The sequence below is a fragment of the Allokutzneria multivorans genome (assembly GCF_039537405.1).
GTDB lineage: Bacteria > Actinomycetota > Actinomycetes > Mycobacteriales > Pseudonocardiaceae > Allokutzneria > Allokutzneria multivorans.
Genome location: NZ_BAABAL010000029.1, coordinates 1 through 23155 on the forward strand (window position 1 = coordinate 1; position 23155 = coordinate 23155).

Annotated in this window: 23 protein-coding genes; 7 read left to right on the forward strand and 16 right to left on the reverse strand. The window is 70.7% G+C overall.

The window, feature by feature from the left end; genetic code table 11:
- Nucleotides 1–60: 60 nt before the first annotated feature.
- Complete coding sequence (locus tag ABD798_RS36780) at nt 61–1128, reverse strand: potassium channel family protein (protein ID WP_344886221.1); 1068 nt, start codon at nt 1126–1128, stop codon at nt 61–63.
- Nucleotides 1125–1925 carry a M20/M25/M40 family metallo-hydrolase gene (locus ABD798_RS36785; RefSeq protein ID WP_344886224.1) on the reverse strand — a complete coding sequence of 267 codons (801 nt, stop codon included), beginning with the start codon at nt 1923–1925 and terminating at the stop codon, nt 1125–1127. Before ABD798_RS36785 ends, ABD798_RS36780 begins: the two co-directional genes overlap by 4 nt.
- 84 nt (nt 1926–2009) lie before the next feature.
- Here ABD798_RS36785 and ABD798_RS36790 point away from each other — a divergent pair, with 84 nt between their 5' ends.
- Nucleotides 2010–2387, forward strand: a complete 378-nt coding sequence (locus ABD798_RS36790; protein ID WP_344886226.1) for a DoxX family protein — start codon at nt 2010–2012, stop codon at nt 2385–2387.
- On the opposite strand, the gene ABD798_RS36795 is transcribed toward ABD798_RS36790, so the two are convergent.
- Complete coding sequence (locus ABD798_RS36795) at nt 2378–2938, reverse strand: hypothetical protein (protein WP_344886228.1); 561 nt, start codon at nt 2936–2938, stop codon at nt 2378–2380. The genes ABD798_RS36790 and ABD798_RS36795 overlap by 10 nt on opposite strands.
- A gap of 228 nt (nt 2939–3166) precedes the next feature.
- On the opposite strand from ABD798_RS36795, the gene ABD798_RS36800 reads away from it, so the two are divergent.
- Nucleotides 3167–3691 carry a hypothetical protein gene (locus ABD798_RS36800; protein ID WP_344886230.1) on the forward strand — a complete coding sequence of 175 codons (525 nt, stop codon included), beginning with the start codon at nt 3167–3169 and terminating at the stop codon, nt 3689–3691.
- Here ABD798_RS36800 and ABD798_RS36805 read toward each other — a convergent pair.
- From ABD798_RS36805 to ABD798_RS36815, 3 genes are read right to left on the reverse strand one after another with little or no spacing between them, the layout of a single operon-like run.
- The gene (locus ABD798_RS36805; protein WP_344886232.1) at nt 3646–4176 is read right to left on the reverse strand and encodes a MarR family winged helix-turn-helix transcriptional regulator; all 531 of its coding nucleotides are present in this window, start codon (nt 4174–4176) and stop codon (nt 3646–3648) included. The genes ABD798_RS36800 and ABD798_RS36805 overlap by 46 nt on opposite strands.
- Nucleotides 4177–4185: 9 nt before the next feature.
- The gene (locus ABD798_RS36810) at nt 4186–7428 is read right to left on the reverse strand and encodes an ATP-dependent helicase (protein ID WP_344886233.1); all 3243 of its coding nucleotides are present in this window, start codon (nt 7426–7428) and stop codon (nt 4186–4188) included.
- A gap of 34 nt (nt 7429–7462) precedes the next feature.
- Nucleotides 7463–10654, reverse strand: coding sequence for an ATP-dependent helicase (locus ABD798_RS36815; protein WP_344886235.1), 3192 nt, complete (start codon nt 10652–10654; stop codon nt 7463–7465).
- 166 nt (nt 10655–10820) lie between these two features.
- On the opposite strand from ABD798_RS36815, the gene ABD798_RS36820 reads away from it, so the two are divergent.
- Entirely contained in the window at nt 10821–11771 is a 951-nt protein-coding gene (locus tag ABD798_RS36820) for a chitinase (RefSeq protein WP_344886237.1), read from the forward strand.
- Between the two features lie 35 nt (nt 11772–11806).
- A complete protein-coding gene (locus ABD798_RS36825; RefSeq protein ID WP_344886239.1) occupies nt 11807–12145 on the forward strand; it encodes an MGMT family protein in 339 nt (112 codons plus the stop codon).
- A gap of 177 nt (nt 12146–12322) precedes the next feature.
- Here the strand turns inward: ABD798_RS36825 and ABD798_RS36830 are convergent, their stop codons facing one another.
- The 7 genes from ABD798_RS36830 to ABD798_RS36860 all read right to left on the reverse strand — a co-directional run bounded on the left by ABD798_RS36830 (nt 12323) and on the right by ABD798_RS36860 (nt 18395).
- A complete protein-coding gene (locus ABD798_RS36830) occupies nt 12323–12631 on the reverse strand; it encodes a tetratricopeptide repeat protein (RefSeq protein ID WP_344886241.1) in 309 nt (102 codons plus the stop codon).
- Nucleotides 12631–13599, reverse strand: coding sequence for a pirin family protein (locus ABD798_RS36835; RefSeq protein ID WP_344886243.1), 969 nt, complete (start codon nt 13597–13599; stop codon nt 12631–12633). The genes ABD798_RS36830 and ABD798_RS36835 overlap by 1 nt, the downstream gene beginning before the upstream one ends.
- Nucleotides 13600–13669: 70 nt before the next feature.
- Entirely contained in the window at nt 13670–14008 is a 339-nt protein-coding gene (gene nirD / locus ABD798_RS36840; RefSeq protein WP_086826655.1) for a nitrite reductase small subunit NirD, read from the reverse strand.
- A gap of 88 nt (nt 14009–14096) precedes the next feature.
- Complete coding sequence (locus ABD798_RS36845) at nt 14097–14894, reverse strand: TIGR02569 family protein (protein ID WP_344886246.1); 798 nt, start codon at nt 14892–14894, stop codon at nt 14097–14099.
- Nucleotides 14895–14990: 96 nt separating this feature from the next.
- The gene (gene moeZ / locus ABD798_RS36850) at nt 14991–16169 is read right to left on the reverse strand and encodes an adenylyltransferase/sulfurtransferase MoeZ (RefSeq protein WP_344886248.1); all 1179 of its coding nucleotides are present in this window, start codon (nt 16167–16169) and stop codon (nt 14991–14993) included.
- 110 nt (nt 16170–16279) lie between these two features.
- On the reverse strand, nt 16280–17359 hold the full coding sequence (locus tag ABD798_RS36855; protein WP_344886250.1) for a DUF3152 domain-containing protein: 1080 nt from the start codon (nt 17357–17359) through the stop codon (nt 16280–16282).
- A 52-nt stretch (nt 17360–17411) separates the two neighbouring features.
- Nucleotides 17412–18395: an alpha/beta fold hydrolase gene (locus ABD798_RS36860; RefSeq protein WP_344886252.1), complete on the reverse strand. Its 984-nt coding sequence runs from the start codon at nt 18393–18395 to the stop codon at nt 17412–17414.
- A gap of 111 nt (nt 18396–18506) precedes the next feature.
- Between ABD798_RS36860 and ABD798_RS36865 the strand changes: the two genes are divergently transcribed.
- Nucleotides 18507–19145 carry a TetR/AcrR family transcriptional regulator gene (locus ABD798_RS36865; RefSeq protein ID WP_086826663.1) on the forward strand — a complete coding sequence of 213 codons (639 nt, stop codon included), beginning with the start codon at nt 18507–18509 and terminating at the stop codon, nt 19143–19145.
- A gap of 173 nt (nt 19146–19318) precedes the next feature.
- On the opposite strand, the gene ABD798_RS36870 is transcribed toward ABD798_RS36865, so the two are convergent.
- The 3 genes from ABD798_RS36870 to ABD798_RS36880 are packed head-to-tail and all read right to left on the reverse strand — an operon-like array spanning nt 19319 to nt 21971.
- On the reverse strand, nt 19319–20206 hold the full coding sequence (locus ABD798_RS36870) for an alpha/beta fold hydrolase (RefSeq protein ID WP_344886254.1): 888 nt from the start codon (nt 20204–20206) through the stop codon (nt 19319–19321).
- A gap of 11 nt (nt 20207–20217) precedes the next feature.
- Nucleotides 20218–21129, reverse strand: a complete 912-nt coding sequence (locus ABD798_RS36875; RefSeq protein WP_344886256.1) for an AurF N-oxygenase family protein — start codon at nt 21127–21129, stop codon at nt 20218–20220.
- Nucleotides 21126–21971 (reverse strand): SDR family NAD(P)-dependent oxidoreductase, encoded by an 846-nt coding sequence (locus ABD798_RS36880; protein ID WP_344886258.1) that lies wholly within the window; start codon nt 21969–21971, stop codon nt 21126–21128. The genes ABD798_RS36875 and ABD798_RS36880 overlap by 4 nt, the downstream gene beginning before the upstream one ends.
- Before the next feature lie 62 nt (nt 21972–22033).
- Here ABD798_RS36880 and ABD798_RS36885 point away from each other — a divergent pair, with 62 nt between their 5' ends.
- Nucleotides 22034–22777: a TetR/AcrR family transcriptional regulator gene (locus tag ABD798_RS36885; protein WP_344886260.1), complete on the forward strand. Its 744-nt coding sequence runs from the start codon at nt 22034–22036 to the stop codon at nt 22775–22777.
- A complete protein-coding gene (locus tag ABD798_RS36890; RefSeq protein ID WP_344886262.1) occupies nt 22770–23123 on the forward strand; it encodes a DUF4873 domain-containing protein in 354 nt (117 codons plus the stop codon). Before ABD798_RS36885 ends, ABD798_RS36890 begins: the two co-directional genes overlap by 8 nt.
- Nucleotides 23124–23155: the final 32 nt, after the last annotated feature.

The window sequence follows — 23155 nt, forward strand, 5'->3', positions numbered from 1 at the left end:
CACCGCACTCAACGGCCAACCACCCGCCAGCCGCGTTCCCAACCTCTCGGGCCAGTACAGCTAGTCCTCTCCAGCCGGGGTCACCTTGCGGACGTAGAGCAGCCGGTCGCCGGATTCGATGGCGTCGGCCTCGGGCGCGTCCACCCGGTAGAGGCGGCCGCCCCGCACCACGCCGAGCACGATGTCGGAGAGGTGCCTCGGCGATCCGCCGATCTCCCCGGCCTCGACCTCGCGCTCGGAGATGGCCAGCCCGGCGTCCGGGGTGAGCAGGTCCTCGAACATCTCCACCACCGACGGCGTGGAGGTGGCCATGCCGAGCAGCCTGCCCGCGGTCTCGCTGGACACCACGACCGAGTCGGCGCCGGACTGGCGCAGCAGGTGGACGTTCTCCGCCTCCCGCACCGCCGCGACGATCTGCGCCTTCGGGGCCAGCTCGCGCGCGGTCAGCGTGACCAGCACGGCGGTGTCGTCGCGGTTGGCCGCGACCACGATGGCCTTGGCCCTGGACGCGCCGGCCAGCCGGAGCACGTCGGAGCGGGTGCCCGAGCCGTGCACGGTGACCAGGCCCTGGGCGGAGGCGGCTTCCAGCGACTCGTGGTCGGTGTCGACGACGACGATCTGCGTGCTCTCGGTCCCCTCCCCGAGCAGCGCGGTGACCGCGGAGCGGCCCTTGGTGCCGTACCCGATGACGACCGTGTGGTCGCGCACCTTGGACCTCCAACTTTGGATCTTGAGAGCCTGCCGGGAGCGGTCGGTGAGCACCTCCAGGGTGGTACCGACCAGGACGATCAGGAAGAGCACGCGCAGCGGGGTGATCACCAGGACGTTGATCAGCCGGGCCGACGGGGAGGCCGGGGTGATGTCGCCGTATCCGGTGGTCGACAGCGACACGGTCGCGTAGTAGATCGAGTCGAGCAGCGAGAGCCCGTCCTCGTTGACGTCGCGGTAGCCCTCGCGGTCGAAGTAGACGATCAGCACCGTCGCGATCAGCGCGAGCGAGGCGCCGATGACCCTGCGCACGATGGCGCGGATCGGGCTCATCGTGTGCGTCGGGATCTTCAGCACGCCGACCAGGGCGTGCCCCGGTTTGACGTCGAGGTCGTCGGTCGTGCGACGAAGGCGGATCATGCCGCGCTCCCGTGGTCGAGAAGGTCGATCCCCGCCGGGTTCCGGCGCGGACCGCCCAGGAGACCCGCCAGCCGCACGGCGTTGTGCAGCAGCAGCGAGGTGCTGAGCTGTTCATCCTGCTGGGTGATGTCGGCGGGGTCGGAGGCGGCCCCGTCCAGCACCGGCAGGCCACCGAGCGCGGGCACCCCGAGCTCGGCGAGCAGGGTGGGCTCGGCGGCGCTCGGCGTGGGCGCGAGCATCAGCATCACCTGGCAGTCCAGCTCCGCCCGGTGCGCGTCGACCAGGCGCTCCAGGTGCTCGGAGCCGACGGCGCCCGCTCCCTCGGCGAGCAGCACGACCGTGGCGGCCGGGCGGGTCTTGCCGGTGGCGGCGAGGTGCGCGGCCACCGCCAGCCGCACGGAGGTCAGCAGCCCCTTGGCCACCGCTCCCCTGGCGATCAGCGCGCCGTCGCGCAGCGCCGGTTCGAACGGGGGGTGCCGCCAGCCCTGCACGTCCCGGATGGGCGCGACGTCGTGGTGGCCGTAGACGAGGACCGTGGGGCCGTCGCCGCGCCAGACGGCGTGCACGGCGGGACGGGCGCACCCGTCGTCCCAGATCCGGGTTTCGGGCCAGCCGTCGCGGCGCAACGCGGTCGCGAGCCAGCGCGCTGAGCGCAGCAGGTCGTCTCCGTGGGCGGGATCGGCACTGATGGAGGGGATGGTCAGCCAGTCACGCAGGTCCGCGAGGTAGGACTCGGCACGGGCCGAGACCTCCTGTGCTTCGGCGGAACCCGCGCCCGGATGGTGCGCGTCGGTCACGGAGCGGGAGGTTAAGGCATGTGAGCAGCCCACGGGCTGTGATTCCCCGCGCGTCGCGCGCACTCCGGGAGTTACCGTTCAGTAATGGCAGCTGACAAGCAGACCTCGGCCGTGGTGCTCGCGGCCTTCCTCGGCGGCATGGGCGTGCTGCACTTCGTGAAGCCGGAGCCCTTCGACGCGATCGTGCCGAGCCGGTTGCCCGGCTCGGCACGACTGTGGACCCACCTCTCCGGCGTCGCCGAGCTGGGGTGCGCGGCGGCCGTGGCCGTTCCGCGCACCCGGGGGCTCGGCGGGCTGCTGACCGCGGGCCTGTTCGCGGCGGTCTTCCCGGCCAACGTCAAGATGGCCTACGACTACCGGAACAAGCCCGCGAAGCAGCGGCTGATCGCCTACGCGCGCCTGCCCTTCCAGGTTCCCCTGGTGCTGTGGGCGTTGCGGGTGCGGAAGCGAGCTCACCAGTAGAGAACGTCCCAGTGGTCACCCTCGTTGGTGTAGATGTTGCCGCTGGGCGCCTTGTACTGCTCGATGCCGAAGGTCGGAGGGACGACCTTGGCGAAGGTGCGGCGGATGTAGCCCTCGACGCAGTCGTTGCGACTGAAGTCGACCTTGTAGCCGTTCCAGTGCGAGTAGCCCGCGTGCGAGCCGTGCGCGTCCTCGGTACCGCCGGTGACGTTGATCGAGCAGCCGCTGGCGTTCTTCAGCGTGATGACCCCGTCGATCGTCCCGGAGTTGATCTGCTCGAAGGACGTGCAGTTCGGGTTGAGGCGGTCCGAGCAGTTGCCGCTGGACCAGATGGTGAGCCCGGCGTTGCGCAGCCGCGTGGCCGCGGCGGCGTGGCTGAGCTTGACGCCGCTGCGGTCTTGCGTCGGCGGGGTGAACCCGGCGAGGCGCTGGACCTCGGGAACGCCGGCCTCGGTGCCCGGTAGGGCGGAGGCGAGCGCGGAGGGCCCGGGGAGCAGGGTGGCGGCGACGGCCGCGATCCCCAGCGTGGTCATGATCGAGCGCAGGTTCATCGACCTGTGACTCCTTCACGTGTCGACGCCCGGCCTGCGACGCAGGGAGTGCAGGCGGGCGCTAGTCACCCGATAGGGCGACACGCGGTGGAGAATCAACGAGGTTACTAAATTTTCGGTAAATGCACGCCAAATCCGCAGGTAGTCCGGGGTAAGGCGCCAAATGCCAATTGCACTTGCTCCGCAACGGCCTCCACAAGGCGTTGCGCCGGGGCCTACGATGCCCCGGTGCCGCCTCTCGAACACGCCGCGACCGCACTCGGCTGGCACGGCGTGGTCGTCCCAGACGTGTCAGTGCTGGGACAACAGGTCTCCGCCGTCGTCCGGATCAGGAGCGACGTGCACGAGTGGCGCGCGCGCAACGGCTGGCCACCGGAGTCGGACCCCTCGTGGTTCCGCTCCTGGTTCGAGCCGAGCTTCCACGACCAGGTCCCGGTGCCCGCGGTGGAGCTGCTCGGCGTCCTGGTGTTCGAGTCCTCGGTGGACCGGGCGCTGACCTCCTGCGGCACGCTGATGACCCTCGCGCCGTGCGCGGTGGTGCTGCCGTCGCCACAGCCCGAGGACCCGTGGCGGATGATCGAGCTCGACTACTACGGCATCGGCGTGGTCACCGCGGACGGCACGGGCGCGACCGCTCTGGTGCCGCCGGAGGACCGCTCCGGGGAGTTCGGCCCGTCGCTGTTCGGGCGGTGGCTGCTGGAAGTCCTCTACGAGCGCACGCTGGAGCTGGCGCACCAGCCCTCGTCGCGCTGACGGCCCGGCACCTCCAGCTCCTCCAACCGCGCGCCCAGCCGTCCCAGCAACGCCCGCAGGGTGATCAGCTCCTCCTCGGCGAGGCACGAGCGCACCTCGGCGTCGGCGTCGGCGACCTCCTGTCGCAGCGTGGTGAGCAGCGCGCGGCCCTTGCGGGTCAACGACAACCGCACGCACCGCCGGTTGTTCTCCGGCACGATCCGCTCGACAAGCCCGGTGGCGACCAGCTTGTTGATCTGCCTGGTCAGCGTGGGCGCTTCGATCTCCAACCGGGCCGCCAGCTCGGAGTTCCCGCGCGCGCCCGCGCCGAGCTCCTGGAGCGCGAGGAAGCCCGCGAAGGTCAGCCCGCGCGCGGCGAGCAGGCGGTCGAGGTGGCAGCGGATGGCCCTCGCTACGACCGTCAGCTCTCTGCCGACACAGGACCACGCGCCGTTCTCCGGATCGAGCAGGACAGCGGGCTCGCGGCTGGCGGAAGAGGCGGGCACGCCGCCAGGTTAGCCGGGTCGCGGGACGGAGCGGAGCAGGCCGCGCAGCCCCTCCGCGTCCAGCAGGTCGGTGGGGCGCAACGTGTGGTCGTGGCGGACGTAGTGGAACGCGGCGCGAACGCGCTCCAGCGGCACTTCGCGCAGGCTCGCCCACGCGAGTCGGTAGGCGGCCAGCTGCACGGTCACGGCGGGCAGGTGCTCCGAGTCGGGCACCGCGCCGGTCTTCCAGTCCACGACCGTCCAGCCGCCGTCCTTGTCGGCGAAGACCGCGTCCATCCGGCCGCGCACCGCGATGCCGTCCACCTCGGTCTCGAACGGCACCTCCACCTCCTCCGGGGTGCGGTCGGCCCACTCGCTGGCCAGGAACGCGCGCTGCAAGTTCTCCAGATCCGCGTCGGGCACCGCGGTCTCGTCGGCCGCGCCCGGCAGCTCGTCGAGGTCCAGCAGCCTCGTCGCGCCGAAGCGCCGCTCCAGCCACGCGTGGAAGGCGGTGCCTCGGCGCGCGGTGGGGTTCGGCGGGAACGGCAGCGGACGGCGGAGCCGCCTGGCGAGCGCTCCCGGATCGGCGGCCAGCTCGACCAGCTGGCTCACCGACAGCTGCGACGGCAGGATCACCTGCTCGCGCCTGGTCGCCGCCGACGCGCGTTCCTCCAGCAGCACGTCCACGTCGCGCGCCCAGCCCTCGGGGTCGTCCTCCTCGTCCACCTCCGGCGGCGGCTCCTGGAGGGCGGCGCGCACCATGTCCGCGCCTCGCTGCACCGCGGCACGCCTGCGGGACAAGGGATCGTGCGGCCACTTCGCGGTCTTCGTGGCCTGGGCCAACGGGTTTCCCTCGTCGAGCACGGGCTCCGGCGCCCAGTGCTGCACCGAGCCGATCTCGGGTGCCTCGACCATGGCGGCGTGGATCTCGGTGAGGAAGTCCGAGGGCCCGCGCGGCTTCTCCCCCGTCTCGCCCCACCAGTGCCCGGACACCAGCAGCGCGTGCTCGGCCCTGGTCAGCGCGACGTAGAGCAGCCGCCGCTCCTCGATCAGCCTGCGCTCCTCGAAGTCCTCCTCGTGGATCTTGAGCGCGGTCTCGATCTCCTTGCGGTTGGCGCAGCTCTCCAGTGACAGCGTCGGCAGGTCCTGCGAGTCACCGCGCAGCTCGGCGGGCAGCTGTTGCGGAGTGCGCAGCCAGCTCGACGACTTCTTCTTGCCGGGGAACACGTCCCGGCCCAGGTGCGGCACCGCGACGATCTCCCACTCCAGGCCCTTGGCGGAGTGCACGGTCAGGATCTGCACGCGGTCCTCGGCCACCTCGACCTCGCCCGGTTCCAGGCCGTCCTCGGCCCGCTCCGCCGCGCTCAGGAAGTCCAGCAGCGACGGCAGCGTCGCGGAGGGGCTCGCGGAGGCGAAGTCCGCGACCACGTCCGCGAAAGCGTCGAGCTGGGCGCGGCCGATCTTGTTGGGCCGGGCCAGGGTTTCGATGTCCAGCAACAGGTTCCGCTCGACATCGGCCACCAGCTCCGGCAGCGGCTGGTCCATCCTGCGGCGGAGTGCGGCCAGCTCGCGCCCGAGCTTGCGAACCCGCTTGAACCCCTCCGCGGAGTACGCCTCGGCGTCTCCGGGGTCGTCCACCGCGTCGACCAGGCCTGCGAGTTCGGCGTGCTCTCCGGGCAGCGCGTCGGCGATCGCGTCGGTCCCGGTCGGCTTCGCATCCGCTCCGCCTGCGAGGAACTTCGCCCGGTCCCACAACGCGGCGATATCGGAAACGCCCATGCGCCAACGAGATCCGGTCAGCAACCGCATCGCCGCCGTGCCCGCGAGCGGGTCGACCAGCACGCGCAGCGCGCTCACCAGATCGCGCACCTCAGGCTCGTCCAGCAGTCCGCCGAGTCCGACGACCTCGACCGGCAGTCCGCGATCCCGCAGTGCCGTCGCGATCTCGGCCATGTCCGATCTCCGACGCACGAGCACCGCAGCGGTCGGCGACTCCCCCGTGGCGTCCACCCTGGACTCCCAGTAGGCGGAGATCGTGTCCGCCATCCAGTCCAACTCCTGCTGCACATCGGGCAGCAGCGACACCCGCACATCGCCCGGACCGGCATTGTCCTTGGCGCGCAGGGGTTCCACGTCGAGCCCGGCCGTGCGCAGCGGCTCGGACACCGCGTTGGCCAGCGCCAGGACCTGCGGCGGGTTGCGGAAGCTCGTGAGCAGGCCGTAGCGCCGCGCGGGCTCAAGCCGATCTTCGCCGTAGCGCGGGAAGTCCGTCGCGAAACGCGGGAGGTTCGCCGCGCTCGCGCCGCGCCAACCGTAGATCGCCTGCGCCGGATCACCCACTGCCGTAACGGGAACCGGCGTGCGATGACCACCGCCGAACAACGCGCGCAGCAACACGCGCTGTGCGTGACCGGTGTCCTGGTACTCGTCCAGCAACACAGCGCCGTAGCGCTCGCGCTCGCCGGTCACGACCTCCGGATGCTCCTCCGCGAGGCGCGCGGCCATGGCCATCTGGTCCGCGAAGTCCATCGTCGCCTCGCGCCGCTTCCGTGCGGCGTACTCCTCGACCAAGGGCAGGAGTGCAATCCGAAGTCTTTGTGCGGCAAGGACTTTTTGCAGGTCCTGGCTCAGCTCGTTGCGCTGGCGGGGTCCCTTCGGCGCGCTCTCGACGGCGCGGCAGAACGCCTCCGCGTGCGTGCGCAGGCGCTCTGGGCTGACGAGGTGTTCGCCGAGTTCACCCGCTAGCGCCAGCAGGTATCCGGTCACCGTGGACGGCACCTTGTCAGTGTTGATGTCCTCGGTCCACGATGAGACAACGCGATGCGCGAGCTGCCAAGAAGCCGTCTCCCGCAACAGTCGCGCGCCGGGCTCAACCGGCAGGCGCAGCCCGTGCTCACCGACGAGCCGTCCCGCGTAGGCGTGGTAGGTCAGCACCGTCGGCTCACCGGTCAGCACCGCGTTTCTGCGCTCACCACTGGGATCCAGGTCTTCGAGCAGCCCGGATCCGGCCAGGCGCCGCAACCTCAGTCTCACGCGATCGGCGAGCTGACGAGCTGCCTTGCGGGTGAACGTCAAACCCAGCACACGATCCGGCGTGACGAGGCCGTTGGCGACCAGCCAGACCACGCGCGCCGCCATCGTTTCGGTCTTGCCCGCTCCCGCACCCGCGATCACCAACGCGGGCTCGGTGGTAGCGGCGATCACCTCGGCCTGTTCCGGTGTCGGGGGGTGCAGGCCGAGGGCTTCCGCGATGCGGGCCGGGCTGGCGGTCATCTCGCAGCCTCCGCTGGGAGGCGTACGTCGGCGGTCATTCCGTGACCTGTCGACCCGAAGGCTGAATGGGACAGCAAGTCCTTGCGGGGCAACGAGAACAGTCCGCGTTCTCGGTCACCGTGTACTCCGGCCCGACGCAGGACGCCGCAGCCGCGTGCACCACGTCGGTCCACGCCTTGACGGCCTGTTCGTCCAGCGGCGGCTGCACGCGCTCAGCGGCTCCGGTCTTCTTGTCCTCTTTGGACACGAACAGCAGACGCGCACCGCCGGGCTCCGTGCCCAGCCCGAGCTTGGTGAACGCGCCGAGCGCCACCGCGAGCTGGTAGACCGCGAGCTGCGGATGTTCTTCGGCATCGGCCTTGCTGACCGGATTGCGGCCGGTCTTGACGTCCACCACGACCGCGCGGCCGTCCTTGTCCACGTCGAGCCGGTCGACACGGCCCCGCACTTTCAGCCATGGGCCGCCCGCTTTCGGTTGCAGCGTCACCGCGAGCTCGTTCTCCACCGCGACCTGGGTCAGCTCCGCGCGACTGCTCGACAACCACGTCATGAAGGCGGTCAGCATGCCTTCGACGCGCGTGCGTTCCTTGCGCGAGAACCACGGGGCTCCGGCGTCCACCGTCGCCCACGCCTGGTCGAGCGTCTTGCGCAGCGTGTCGTTGTCGGCCCCCTCGGCGGCGGCCTGCACCAAGGCGTGCACCAGCGATCCGGTGATCGAGGCCAGCTCGGCGGAGTCCTGCCCGCCGTGGCGCTCCACCATCCACCGCATCGGGCACCGCGTGAGAACGTCCACTGTGGACGGAGAGACCGATACGGTGTCCCCTTCTGTCCACAGTGGAGCGTCGGTGGAGGTTTCCGGGAGGCCGTACCAGTTGTCCGGGTGCGCTCCGGGAACTCCGGCCTGCGCGAGCTTCGCCAGCTGTGCGGCCGCTCGGGCTTTCTTGTCCGGTTCGGCGTCCTGATCGCACACCACCGAGCGCAGTTCACCGACGAGTTCGGCGAGCACCAGCCCGCGCTCCGGCTTCGCGATCGGGCGCGGTGCTTCCTCGGTGCCGAACTGGTCGAAGCCGTCCAGTTCGTCGAGGAACCGCGACGGTTGTTCGTCCTCACCGCGAACCGCGCTGACCAACAGCTTCTTCTTCGCGCGGCTGGCCGCGACGAGCAGCAGCCTGCGCTCCTCGGCCAGGATCGGCGCGGTGGCGGAGAGCTTGTCCGACGGCTCCAGTCCGGCGAGCTGGTCGATGAGCTTTTCCACGCCCAGCAACGATCCGCGCAGTCTCAGATCCGGCCAGGCGCCTTCCTGCACGCCGGGAACCACGATGACCGTCCACTCGCGGCCGACTGCGGCGTGCGCGGTGAGCACCGCGACCGACTCGCCCTTCGGCGCCGCGGCGGCCAGCGTGTCACCCGCGATCTGTTGCGCGGTCAGGTAGTCCGCGAACCCGGCGACGTCCTGGCCAGGAAGCCGATCCGTGTAACGAGCCGCCGCGTCGAACAGCGCGACGATCGCGTCCAAATCCCGATCCGCCTGCGCCCCAGCCGGTCCCGGGCGGGCCGCCTGCCTTGTCCAGCGGAGCTCAAGCCCGCTCGCCTGCCACACCTGCCACAGCACCTGCTCGACGCTGGTGTGCTTCGCGATCGCTTCCCTGGCGATCTGGATCAGGCCGGACACCTTGCGCGCCGGCGCCGCCGCCAGATCCTCAAGCCCCGCGAGCTGATCCGGCTCCTGCAGAACGTCGACCAGCAGATCACCGCTCGGCCGATCACTGCCAGCGGCAAGCTCCAGCCGCCGTAGTCCGCGCCGCAACCGCCGTAGCGCCAACGGGTCCGCACCGCCGAGCGGGCTCGACAGCAACGCCGCCGCCACCTCGGGGTTCAAATCGTCCGGCCGCGCCGCGCACCGCAACAACGTCAGCAGCGGCCACACCGCGCTCTGTTGCGGCAACGGCAATTCGTCCAGGTCGACGTTCACCGGAACACCCGCCGCGAGCAACGCCCTCCGCAGCACCGGGAGCACCAGCCCCGTCGACCGCGCAACCACCGCCATCTCCGACCACGGCACCTCATCGATGAGATGCGCCCGCCGCAGCTGGTCCGCCACCCAGGACGCTTCCTGCGCGCCCGAGGCGAACAGCTTCACTGCGACCTCGCCGGGCTCCTCGTCCTCCGGCCCGGTCAAAGTCCTTGCCGCGCCTGGCAAACGAGCCATCAGCCGACGAACCGCCTCGCGCACGGCCGGGCTCATCCGGTGGTCCGTCGAGAGCGTGACCGTGCGTCCAGGAGCATCCCGCAACAGCTGCGGATCGGCTCCGCGGAAGGAGAACACCGCCTGGTCCGGGTCCCCGGTGAGCACGAACTCCCCCGCCGAGTCGCCGACCACGCGAATCAACTCGAACTGTTGCGGGTCAAGATGTTGCGCGTCGTCCACCAGCAGCAGCCGCACCCTGGCGCGCTCGCGCTCCAACAACTCCGGTTCCAGGTGGAGGACGCCGAGCGCCGAGCCCACCAGCTCCGCCGCGTCGAGCGCGGGCGCCGTCGCCTGCGGTGCCTCCGAGCCCACCGAGCCGCGCAGCAGCTGCACCTGCTCGTACTGCGCGCCGAACGTGCCCGCCGCGACCCACTCCGGCCGAGCGTGCTCCCTGCCCAGCTCGACCAGGTCCTCCGGCCCCAACCCGCGCTCCGCCGCGCGCAGCAACAGGTCTCGCAGCTCCGCCGCGAAGCCGGGCACCGCGATCGCGGGTCGCAACCGGTCCGGCCAGTAGTCCGCGTCGTCCTCGATGTCACCCGCGAGCAGCTCGCGCACCACGACGTCCTGTTCCGGCCCCGACAGCAGGCGCGGCGGCGGCAGCTCGAAGGCCGTGGAGTGCAGGCGCAGCACCGCGAAGGCGTAGGAGTGCACCGTGCGCACGAGCGGCTCACGAATCGTGCGCAGCGGACTGTCAACGCGCGCTTCGCTGATCAGCGAGGTGATGTGCGCCCGCATCGCCGTGGCCGCTTTCCGGTTCGTGCACAGGACCAGCACGTTCTCCGGATCGAGCCCCCGGTTCAGGATGCGGTCGGCGGCCACCTCGGCCAGCAGCGTGGTCTTGCCCGTGCCCGGCCCGCCGAGCACGCGCACCGACCCGCCCGGGTTGTCGAGCACGCGCCGACCCGCGACGTCCCACTCGGGACGCCGCCTGATCCGGTCCGACCCGCGTACCAGGGTCGGCGCGTGAACTGCGGGCACGCCTCCGATGCAATCACGCTGCCCCGACGACGCCCAGCACCGGGTGCCCGTGTCGCCCTACGAAGGGATGGTTGACAGCCCCAGTGGTCTAGTCCACCGTGGAGAGCGCTTACCGCTCGCTCGGTTCGCCGCCTCGACGCGAGTCCCCCCTGCACTGGAGGACCCCATGAGGTTTCTGCGGCGAACCATGCTCTGCGCGCTCAGCGCCGTCGCCGTCATCGGCACAGCGACACCCGCCACCGCTGCGGCTGTCGATCCCGTCACCGCATCGCCCTACTTGTACAGCTGGGGCAGGACGATCAACGCCGTCGACGTGATGCGCCAGACCGGCGTGAAGTCCTTCACCCTGGCCTTCGTGCTCTCCGACGGCGGCTGCAACCCGAAGTGGGACGGCACCCAGGAGCTGTCGTCGAAGTCCGCGCTGATCAACCAGATCCGCGGGGCGGGCGGCGAGGTCGTGCCGTCCTTCGGCGGCTGGTCCGGCAACAAGCTCGGTGACCGTTGCGGCAGCGCCAGCGCGCTCGCCGGGGCCTACCAGAAGGTGATCGACGCGTTCCGCCTCACCGCGATCGACATCGACATCGAGAACACCGAGTTCCACAACCCGGCTTCGCAGGACAAGGTGCTCGGTGCACTGAAGATCGTGAAGGACCGCAACCCCGGCGTGAAGACCGTGATCACCATGGGCACGGCCAAGAACGGCCCCGACGCCGACGGCCAGCGCCTCATCCGCCGCGCCCGCGAGCTCGGCGCGAACGTCGACGTGTGGACCCTGATGCCGTTCAACTTCGGCGGCGGCAACATGGTCACCGACACCATCAGCGCCGTCGACAACCTCCGCTCGCGGCTGAGCAGCACTTTCGGCTACTCCGCCGCCGACGCCTACCGCCGCAGCGGCATCTCGTCCATGAACGGCAAGACCGACCAGAACGAGACCGTCACCGCGGCCAACTACTCCGCGATGCGCGACTACGCGCGCCGGAACCACTTGGGGCGCTTCACGTTCTGGGCCCTCAACCGCGACTTCGGCAACTGCGGGGCGGCGGGCTCCAACTGCTCCGGCATCAACCAGGGCACCTACGAGTTCACCCGCATCACCGCCGGCTACACGGGCTGATCCGCGTTGTCGGTGCCCTGCGCGACAATCGGGGCGTGGACGAACAGATACACGAGCGCGTGCGGGACGTGATCCGCTCCATCCCGGTCGGCCAGGTCGCGACCTACGGTGACGTGGCGGCGGTGGCGAAGGCCCCGTCGCCGCGCATCGTGGGCCGCATCCTCGCCGAGGACGGGCACGACCTGCCGTGGCAACGCGTCCTGCGGGCGAACGGCACCCCCGCCCCGCACCTGGCCGACGAGCAGCTCCAACTCCTGCGCGCCGAAGGCGTGGCGATCCTCGACGGCAAGATCGACTTCGCCGCCCACCGCTGGGAGGAGTCACCCGCACTCCACCCCGCCCCGGCCGACGACCCCCAACCCGGCCTCTTCTAACGCCCCCAACGAAGCCGGGCCGGGTTTGCCGGTCTTCAAGTACGCCCAACCCCCGTCCTCGCGGTCTTCAACCACCACAAACCCTCGCGGCGCTGAGGGTTTGTGGCAGTTAACGATGATCGACAAGGGGGTTTGGTGGTCTTGAAGACACCCCACCCTCCGGCGGGGCGGCAGGGCTCAGGCGGCGCCGAGGGCCGCGGCGAGCTTGAGTTCGACCGCGGCTTCGGAGTGCCGGGACAGCCGCGTCAGCGTGCGGCCGAGCAGCAGGCGCGCGTAGCCGTCGGACGGGTCCAGCCGCGTCAGCTCGCGCGCCACGGTCTCGGCACGCCCGAGCGAGGCGGACTGGAAGTGCGCCAACGCCAGCTCCTCCAGCACCGCGCGGTTGGTCGGCTCCTCAGCAGCGGCGAGAACGAGGAAGCGCGCGGCACCGCTGGGGTCCCCGGCCTCGCGGAACATCCGCCCGCGCTCGAACAGCTCCATGCTCATCACGACACCTCCTCGTCGGTCGGACCACGGTGGGCGATGCGCTCCGCCGGGATCGTCCCGAGGCGGCCCGCCTGGTAGTCCTCCATCGCTTCGATGATCTCCGCGCGCGTGTTCATCACGAACGGCCCGTAGCGCGCGACCGGCTCGTTGATCGGACGCCCGCCCAGCACGAGCACGTCCCAGTCGGTGTGCGCGCGCATCGTCAAGGCAGCACCCGCGTTGAACACGCCGAGCTGCCCCTCCTCCAACGGCCGCCCCTCAACACCGATGGCGCCACGCCCGTTGAGCACGTAGACCATCGCGTTGAAGTCGCGCGGCCACGGCAGGTCGAGCTGAGCGCCCGCGCTGACCGTGGCGTGCAGGTAGGTGATCGGCGTCCACGTCACGCCAGGACCGTCGTGCCCGTCGAGCGAGCCCGCGATCACCCTGACAAGCGCTCCACCGTCCACACTGGACAGAAGCGTGACGTCTCCGCCGCCGATGTCCTGGTAGCGCGGAGCCGTCATCTTCATGGCACGCGGCAGGTTCACCCACAGCTGCACGCCGTGGAAGAGCCCGCCCCGCGTCACGATCTCCTGCGGCGGCAGCTCGTTGTGCAGAATCCCGCTACCAGCAGTCATCCATTGAGTTCCACCGTCCTTGATCACGCCACCGCCACCGATGGAGTCGGTGTGCTCCATCGCGCCGTCGATCATGTAAGTGACGGTCTCGAAGCCGCGGTGCGGGTGCCACGGGGCGCCCTTGGCCTCGCCCGGCGCGTACTCCACCGCACCGAGGTGGTCCAGCAGCAGGAACGGGTCGGCCAGGCTCAGGTCGACGCCGGGGAACGGGCGGCGCACAGCGAAGCCCTCGCCTTCGAGGAAGCGCTGCGCCTGCACGACGCGCTTCACTCCACGCCATTCGGTCTCCGCACGGGGCAGTTCCGGCAGGCGAGGCAGGGTCAGGGTGTTCGCGGTGACAGCGGGCATGGTGGGCCTCCTCGGTCGACGGCCATCCACACCCTACAAGCTCGTTGAACTCTCAACTATTCCCAGGCCGTCAGGCGGCCATGCCCAGCTCCACCGTTCCGTCCACCACGCGCACCGGGTAGACGGGAATCCGCAGCTCAGGGTCCTCGACGCACTCGCCGGTCTCCAGGTCGAAGGCCCGCTCGCGCGCGGGAGAGATCACCACCAGCCGCCCGCGCCGGTCGCCGATGATGCCCCGCGAGAGCACGGGAGCACCGGTCGCCGGGTCGAGGTTGCCGACCGCGCGCACGAAGCCCTCGAAGGTGCGGAACACCGCCGCCTGCTCACCGTCGGGCAGCGCGGTCACCGAACCGCGGTCGGGCCAGAGCGCGTCGTAACCACAGATCTGAATCCACGAGAGCGGCTGCATCTGCTCACCTCCGAAAGCGCGTTGGAGGCATCCTGCGTCACCCGGATGTCGCAACGTTCACCCCGAGATGACAGCGGTGTTAACCGGCCTACAGGGCTTCGAGCACCAGTTGCGCGGCGCGGTCCAGGCCGGTGAGCGTCTGCGTGGAGGAGCGCGGGTGCAGCGCGTGCATCGCGAGCCGGTACAGCAGCGCGCGCAGCAGCATCTGCGGCCACTCGGGCAGATGCGCCCAGCGCTTGGTCAGCCCGATGTCAGCACCACCCCAGGCCAGCGCGTCCACCGCGATCACCGCGGCGGCCCACTCCGGCGGGCGCCAGTACGGCGTGAAGTCCATGATCCCGGGCGGCGCGTTGCCCGCGAAGAGCACGTTGCCGAAGAGGTCCCCGTGCACCAGCTGCGAGCGCAACCGCGTCGGCCTGCGCGAGTTGACCAGCACGGCGAACATCCGCCCACCGAGGTCGGGCACCAGGCGCGAATCCGCCTCGCCCCAGGCCATCCGGTCGGCGATCGCGCTGATGTCCTTGCGCGCGTCCAGGAAGTCGGGCCTGCGCAGCTCCACCGTTGCCGCGTGCAGGCGCAGCGACACCGAGATCACCTCGTCGTGCCGCGACTCCGGCTGACCGGCGATGTGCCTGGTCGCCGACCACCCCGCGACCACCCACCTGCCGTCGGTGGAGCGCAGCGGCCGGGCCAGCCGGAGCTGGTCGACCTCAAGGGAATCGAGCGTCTGCGCGGCCCACGCGGCCTCCGACGGATCGAAGACCGGTCTGAGCACGACGTCGCCGCACAACCACGCCGGGCCGCCCGCGTAGGGCTCGGGCAGCGCGGTACGTGCACCGAACGCCGCTCGCACGTGTTGGGGTGGCGGCTCCGGCGGTGGGTTCACGACTGGGCACGCTACCGCGACCCACTGACAGAACGCGGGACCGGCACGGCGGAGGAAAGGGCGCTTTTGGCTTAACAAGCGCCCCTTCGGCCGTGACTAGTAAGTCGGCAGGCTCGGGTCGATGTCCCGTGCCCAGCCCAGAACGCCGCCGCCGACGTGCACGGCGTCGCCGAAACCGGCGCGGTGCAGCGCGGCGAGTGCTTCCGCAGAGCGCGCGCCGGACTTGCAGTGCAGCACGATCGGCTTGTCCTGCGGGAGTTCGCCGAAGGCCTCGCCGGAGAGGATGCGGTCCTTGGGGATCAGCACCGAGCCGGGGATCTTGACGATCTCGTACTCGTGCGGCTCGCGGACGTCGACCAGCACGAAGTCCTCGTTGCGGTCGAACTTCTCCTTGAGCTCGCGCGGGGTGATCGTGCGCCCGGCCGCCGCGCTCTGCGCCGCGTCGGAGACGACGCCGCAGAACGCCTCGTAGTCGATCAGCTCGGTGACCGGCTCGCCGTTGGGGTCCTTGCGGATCTTGATCGTCCGGTAGGACATCTCCAGCGCGTCGAAGACCATCAGCCTGCCCAGCAGCGTCTCGCCGATGCCGGTGATGACCTTGATCGCCTCAGTCACCATGATCGAGCCGATGGAGGCGCACAGCACGCCGAGCACGCCGCCCTCGGCGCAGGAGGGGACCATCCCGGGCGGCGGGGCCTCCGGGTAGAGGTCGCGGTACTGCACGCCCTCGACGCCGCCGGGCGGGTCGGCCCAGTACACGCTGGCCTGGCCCTCGAAGCGGAAGATCGAGCCCCAGACGTAGGGCTTGCCGAGCAGCACGCAGGCGTCGTTGACCAGGTAGCGGGTGGCGAAGTTGTCCGTGCCGTCCAGGATCAGGTCGTAGTCGCGGAAGACGTCAAGGACGTTGTCCGCTTCGAGCCGCACCTGGTGCAGGTTGACCTTGACGAACGGGTTGACCTCGGCGATCGAGTCGCGCGCCGACTCCGCCTTGGGCCGCCCGAGGTCGGACTGGCCGTGGATGACCTGGCGGTGCAGGTTCGACTCGTCGACCGTGTCGAACTCGACGATGCCGAGCGTGCCGACCCCGGCCGCGGCCAGGTACAGCAGCGCCGGGCTGCCGAGACCACCAGCGCCGACCACCAGCACCTTGGCGTTCTTCAGCCGCTTCTGACCGTCCACCCCGACCTCGGGGATGATCAGGTGGCGGCTGTAGCGGGCAACCTCTTCGTTGGTCAGCCCCGCTGCGGGCTCCACCAGCGGTGGCAGCGTCGACATGGGTGTTCCTCCTCGCCACGTGGGCACCGAAAACGTCCCTGCGCCCGTCAACGCCCGTCTTACACGCGTTCTTCCACGTGGACCAGACGTCCCAACCCCTGGGAGCAGGGTCAGGGGTTGGGCCAGGGATTGGGCTTGCACGTCTTGCCGTCGGCCTTGACCGCGTTCTTGTTGTTCGCGTCGGCCTGGTTCAGCAGGGCGACGTAGTTGTTGGCGACGCCGAAGGACTGCTGCATCATCACCGGCGCCACGCCGCCCTCGTCCGAACAGCCCCGGTGCTGGTTGCGGAAGACGTGCCCGACCTCGTGGTTGATGGCGTAGGTCCGGTACAGCCCGAGGTCCGGTCCGTAGGCGATCGCGCCCCTGACCCACCTGGCGAGGTTGATGTAGACCCGGTCCTGCGTGGTGTTCCAGCAGGACGCCTCGTACTGGATCGTGTAGTTGCACACGTCGGGCCTGCGCGTGGTTCCCGGCGTGGTGAGGCTGATCCGGAAGTCCGGTGCCGGAGTGGTGCTGTCCACCCGCTGGAGTCGCACGCCGCCGGTCTTGCTGCCGATCCAGCTCTTCGGGCTGGCCAGGATGCCGTCGACCACCCTGGCGAAGGCGTCCTCGCCCTGCACGACCGAGGCGTCGATGCCGTTCTCGATCTCGATCGTGTAGCGGTAGAGCTTGCCGGTGCTCCCCACCACCTCGGAGGAACCCCGCACGACGGAGAAGGTGTTCGGCCCGGCCTCGGTGTACTTGTCGCCGTTCTTGGGCAGCTCGGCCGTGGGGATGTTCACATCGATCTTGCCGGGCGGTGCCTCCGCGACGACGGGCTCCAACTGCTCGGGCGGCTCCTCGCTGGAGTTGCTCTGCGGGCCGCTGCCCGCCTGCTGCTCGGGGGGCGCGGTGCCGAAGTCGACGAAGGCGAGCACGGTCAGCACGACCAGCACCGGCAGCGCGTAGACCCGCCAGCCGTAGGTGGCGATGGCCCCGGCGACGCCGGTCTTCCTCTTCGGCCTCTCCCGGCGTTCGCGCTGGCCATCGCGCTCGTCGTGGCGCGGCTGCCACGACGCGACGAGCGGTTCGGCCTGGTTGCGGCGCTCACGCCGGACGCGCTGCGCCTGCTGGGCCTTCTCCGGACGAATCGGACGAGCGGAGCCTCCGTTGCCCTTCGTTGCGCGCTGTCCGTGCTCCGTTCGGGTCACCGACCCAGATTGCCACAGCCTCCGTGAGGCCCGCGTGCGCGACCCTCGTGGTTCACCAATCGTGGGCGTCGACCGCTTCGAGCATGCCCAGGAACGCCTTGGCGACCGTCCTCGGGCGCTCCATCTGCGCGACGTGCCCCGTCCTCGGCAGCACGAGCAGCCGCCCGCGCGGGAGCAACCGGGCGGTCCGCGGCGCCTTGCGGACGCTGACCAGGCGGTCCTCCGTGCCCCACACCACCAGCGCGGGCTTGTCCACCCTGGGCAGCACGGTGCGCCAGACCGACCGGTGCGGCGGGGCCAGCCAGGACCTGATCAGCCCGAACGCCGTGCGGTCGAGCGCGTCGTTGGCCCAGTGCTGCCCGGCCCGGACGTGGTACTCCTGCTCGGCCAGCGCCCAGCGGCCCTCGGGGATCTCCTCGGTGCTGGCCATCACCAGCTTCGCGAGCCGCTCCGTGCGCATCCGCGCGGTGATCACGCCGACCTGGCGGCGCATCCTCGGCCCGATCAGCGGCAGGCTCATCAGCAGGTAGCGCGGGTCGGAGACACGGCGGGGGTCGGGGCGCAGGTCCGGCATGGCGGGCGAGACGAGGGTCAGCGTGCGCACCAGGTCCGGCCGCAGCGCCGCGACGCGCAGCGCGATCGCCCCACCGAGGGAGTTGCCGAACAGGTGGACCGGCCCCAGCTCCAGTCCGGCGAGGAACTTGATGATCATCGGGACCACGGCGGTGATGTCGTAGTCGTGGCCCGGCCCCGGCTCGGTCAGCCCGAAGCCGGGCAGATCGATCGCGATACCGGGGAACCTGCTGCTCAGCAGCGCCGCGAGGTCGGTCCAGTTGGTCGAGGAGCCGCCGAGGCCGTGGATGTAGAAGGCGGTCGGCGCGTCCTGCGGCCCCGGGGTCTCGCGCACGTGCAGCCGCACCCCGCCGGAGGTGAGGACCCTGCCCGGCCACCACTCGCGGGACAGGTCCACCTCGGGCAGGTCGGCCCTGGACAGCGGGATTCTGGTCAGCGGCGGGCGCTCGGCGGTCCGGCTCATGGACCAAGGATGCCGCGCGACGGTGACATCTGACTACCAGCGAGTAAGGTCATGACCACCGTGCGGGCGGCGAAACCCCGGCGGCACGGCAGGAGCGGGGCTGGAGGCGGTATGACGGAGACGGCGCAGGGCAACGAACAGGTAGCGCGTGGGGTTCGGCTGCCACGCACGGCCCGCCGGGCGCAGTTGCTCACGGCGGCGCAGGACGTGTTCGTGGCCAACGGCTACCACGCCGCGGCGATGGACGAGATCGCCGAGCGCGCCGGTGTCAGCAAGCCCGTGCTCTACCAGCACTTCCCGGGGAAGCTGGAGCTCTACCTCGCGCTGCTGGAGACGCACACCGACGAGCTGGTCCGCCGCGTGCGCGAGGCCATCGAGTCCACGACCGACAACAAGCTGCGGGTGCAGGCCGCCGTCGCGGCCTACTTCGACTTCGTCGACGGGGAGGGCCAGGCGTTCCGGCTGGTCTTCGAGTCCGACCTGCGCCGCGAACCCGCGGTGCAGGACGCCGTGGACCGGGCGACGACCACCTGCGTCGACACGATCGTCGGCGCGGTCACGGCCGACGCGGGACTGGACGAGGACCGGGCGCGGCTGCTGGCGGTGGGCCTGGTCGGGCTGAGCCAGGTGACGGCGCGGTTCTGGCTGGACGCCAACCGCGTGGTGCCGAAGCAGGAGGCGATCGCGCTGATCGCGACCCTGGCCTGGAAGGGCATCGGCGGCGGTTACCCGATGCACCAACAGGGCTGAGAGCACGCGGAAGGGGCCGATCCAACCGGATCGGCCCCTTCTTCACGTCCTGACCGTGTCCCACAAGCCACGGGTTCGGCAGTCTTCAAGACCCGCAAACCCCCGCCCCAGCGGTCTCCAACGACCGCAAACCCCGGCGCAGCGCCCGGGTTCGGGGCCGTCCTGCTTCACGTCTAGGCCACCGGGACGGCCGACCTGACCATCCCGGCCAGGTGCCGCGCGGCCTCGCGGCTGCGTTCCACCGGCACCATGTGCCCGGCGCCCGGGTAGATCACCAGCTGCGCGCGCGGCAGCTGCTCGGCGATCACCCGCGAGTGCTTCGGCGGGGTGAGCCGATCCCGCCCGCCCGTCAGCACGACCACCGGCACCGTGCTGAGCGCGCTCAGCGCCTTCGTCCGGTTGTGCTCCAGCACGTCGCTGAGGAAGCCGTGCAGGGTCAGCGGGTGCGATCCGGCGATGATCTCCGAGGTCTCGCGCAGGTGCGCGCGCTCGTAGCCGACGCCGAACAGCAGCCACCTCAGGTACGGCCGCAGCAGGGTGGGCGGGCCGAGCTTGCGCGCGCCGCGCCGCTCCAGCAGCCGCCCGTGCACGAGCTGCGCCTTCACCATGGCTCGCGCGAGCGGTGCGGGCAGACCCGGCGCTTCCCTGCCGAGCTCGCCGCTGGAGGTGTTGACGAACTCCACGCCCGCCACCCGCGACGTGAACAGCTCGGGGTGCCGCTCGGCCAGCGCCATGATCGTCATCCCGCCGATGGAGTGCCCGGCGAGGACGACCGGCCCGGTGGGCACGACCTCGGTCAGCACCTCGGCGAGGTCGTCGGCGAGCTGCGCGATCGTCGTGCTGCCGGTGACCGGCCCCGCGGAGTCGCCGTGCCCGCGGTGGTCGTAGCGCAGCACCCGCACGGGACCGCCGACCTCCTTCGGCAGCAGTTCCGCGACGCGCGCCCACGTGCGCCTGCTCAACGTCCACGCGTGCAACAGCAGCACCGTGACCGGCGCGTCCGGCTGCCCGGTCTCCTCGATGACCAGGCGCGTGCCGTCGCTGGTGGTGAAGGTCAGCATCCGCCCCTCCGCTACTTCCCGTGCTCGCCGATGAAGAACGACTTGCGCCACAACCGCATCCCCGGCGATCCCAGCAGCCCGACCTCGTCGACGAAGGGCACCAGGCGCTCGGCGGACCACCTCATGGTCTCGCGGAAGTGCGGGTTCGTCAGCGCGGCCTTGCGGCCGACCTTCGGGTCGATCCCGACCGAGCGGTAGACCTCGGGATTGATCAGCGTGCGCGAGACGTAGTAGGCCATCGCGCCCGCCTGGTAGCGGTGCACCGCCAGCTCGGCCTTGGACAGCCCCTCCATGCCGCGCACGATCTCCTCGCGGGCGTAGCGGACGTGCCGCGCCTCCTCAAGGACGTGGATGCGGTTGATCATCCGGACGAGCGGCTGGACGGACTCGTCGGCCATGGACTCGCGCTGGATGCGGTCGAGGATCTCCTCGGCGATCAGGATGCCCGCGAACATCGACGGGCCCCAGCCGATCGTCTTCAGCACGCGCCCGAGGAAGTGCGGGGTGCGCTGCGGTCCGTACGCCGGGCAGCCCAGCCGCTCGACGGCCCTGGCGAACATGATCGAGTGGCGGCACTCGTCGGCGATCTCGGTCAGCGCGTACTGCACGTGCCTGCTGGTGGGATCCATGCTGTAGGTGTGCCTGATCAGCAGCTGCATCAAGATCATCTCGAACCAGATGCCGTTGCTGGCGACGCTGGCGACCTCGTGCTTGGACAGCTCGATCCGCTGTTCCTCGGAGAGCCGCTCCCACAACTCCGTGCCGTAGAGCGACACGCGGTTCGGCGGCGTGTAGTAGGCGCCCTCGACCAGCGGCGCCTCCCAGTCGATGTCGAGGTTGGGGTCGTAGGAGTTCTTGGCCGAGGAGTTCAGCAGCCGCTCGGCCGTCTTCTCCCGGTCCGCGACCTGTAGGGCACGGCTCATCGCTTGGTCACCTTCTCCCGATCGGTCCGGATCATTCGTTGTGCCAGCTCGACGGAGTCGTACTCCCCGCGCCGCAGGTCCCGGCCGTGCCGCGCCAGCACGACGCGGTCGACCAGCGCGGGCAGCGCCCTCGCGAGCCTGGTCGCGGCACCCCCGAAGCGGGTGGTGCCGACATCTCTCGGCGGCCTGCGGGCCTCCAGCACCCGCACCGCCGTGGTGATCACGTCTTCAAGCCGCTCCGCGGGCACCTTGCCCTCCAGAACGGTTCCCGCGGCCTGGCTCTCGCGGTGGATCGGTGTGCGCACGTAGCCCGGGTAGACAGTGGTCACGCCCACCGCCGAGCCGTACTCGATGCGCACGGAGTCCGCGTAGGCGGCCAATGCGCGCTTGGACACCGCGTAGGCGCTGGAGAACGGCGCGGTCACGTAGGCGAGGCCCGACGCCGTGAAGACCAGGCGCGGCCGGTACCCCTCGGACCGGCTCTCCAGCAGCGCGGGCAGGGCCGCGGCCGTGACCCGCCAGGCTCCGAGCAGGTTCACCTCGAAGGTCCGCCGCACCTTCTCGCCCGGCGGATCGCCGCTGTCCACCGGCAACCCGATGCCCGCGTAGTGCACCACCGCGTCCAGCCCGCCCAGCCTCTCGACGGCGTGGGCGACGGCCAGTTCGGTGGCGTCGTCGTCGGTGAGATCGCAGCTCAGCACGCCTTCGGCGGCGTTGACGTCCAGGCCGAGAACCTCGGCGCCGCGTGCGCGCAGCGCTGCCGCCGTCGCACTGCCGAATGCCCCGGCCGCCCCGGTGACCAGCACCCGGCGCCCGGTGAGAGGGGAGGGAGTAACCGCCATGCCGCGAACTCCTTCGGAAGGTGTAACCACAAGTAACAGCTACTACTGGTAACGTCCTCGCTATGGCCGGATCTGTCAAGGGCAAACGCGGAGAACCCGACGCACGGCGGGAGCGCTGGAAGGAGCACCGCAGCGCGCGCAGGGCGGAGTTCGTCGAGGCCACCATCAGCGCGCTGCGCGAGCACGGCCCCGACGTGGGCATGGACGAGATCGCCTCGGCCGCCGGGGTCACCAAACCCGTGCTGTACCGGCACTTCTCCGACAAGGCCGACCTGTACCTGGCCGTCGGCCAGCGCGCGACGGAGATGCTGACCGAGCGCCTGGTGCCCGCGCTGGAGGAACTGGGGTCGATCAACGACGTCATCCACCGCGCCATCGACGCGTACCTCAGCACCATCGAGGAGCAGCCGGAGCTCTACCGCTTCATGATCCGCCGGGGCTTCGCGGACCGGCCGCTGGACCAGGACCCGGCCACCGCGACCGAGGACATGATCGCGACGAAGCTGGCCCGGCTGCTCGGCGTGTACATGCGCTTGCTGCAACTGGACTCCGGCGCGGCGGAGCCGTACGCGTTCGCCGTGGTCGGAGCCGTGGAGAAGGCCGGGGAGTGGTGGCTGGAGCGGCAGTCGATGAGCCGGGAGAACCTGCGGGACTACCTGGCCCAGATCGTCTGGCACGCCATCGACGGCGCCGCGCGGGCGGGCGGGATCGAGCTGGACCCCGACCTGCCGCTGGACGAACTGCTGCCCAAAGAGGCGGCGCAGTTGACCGTGATCAGGGGCGAGGCAGGAGGCACCGGTGGCTGAGGCGAGCACGACGACAACGGCGCACGAGGAACACGACGACCACGACGAGGACGGCTACGCCGGTCCGGCGACCTTGATCACCAAGGACGGCGAGGCCGAGGTCGAGGTGCGCCTGGCCGGCCACTTCGAACCCATCGACGGCCGCTACCACTGGTACGGCAGGGTGAACGCGAACGACAAGGTCACCGAGGCCGCCGAGAAGCACCGCCGCGCCGTCGTCCTGCGCACCCCGCACGGCGAGGCCGAGGGCGCCCTGTCCGACCAGGACCCCTGGGGCCGCTTCCGCATCACCGGCCTGGGCCGCCCGCCCTTCGAGGTCCTGGAAACCCTCCCCGACGAGGACTGACCACCCGGCGACCGATGTCCCAATGTCTTTTA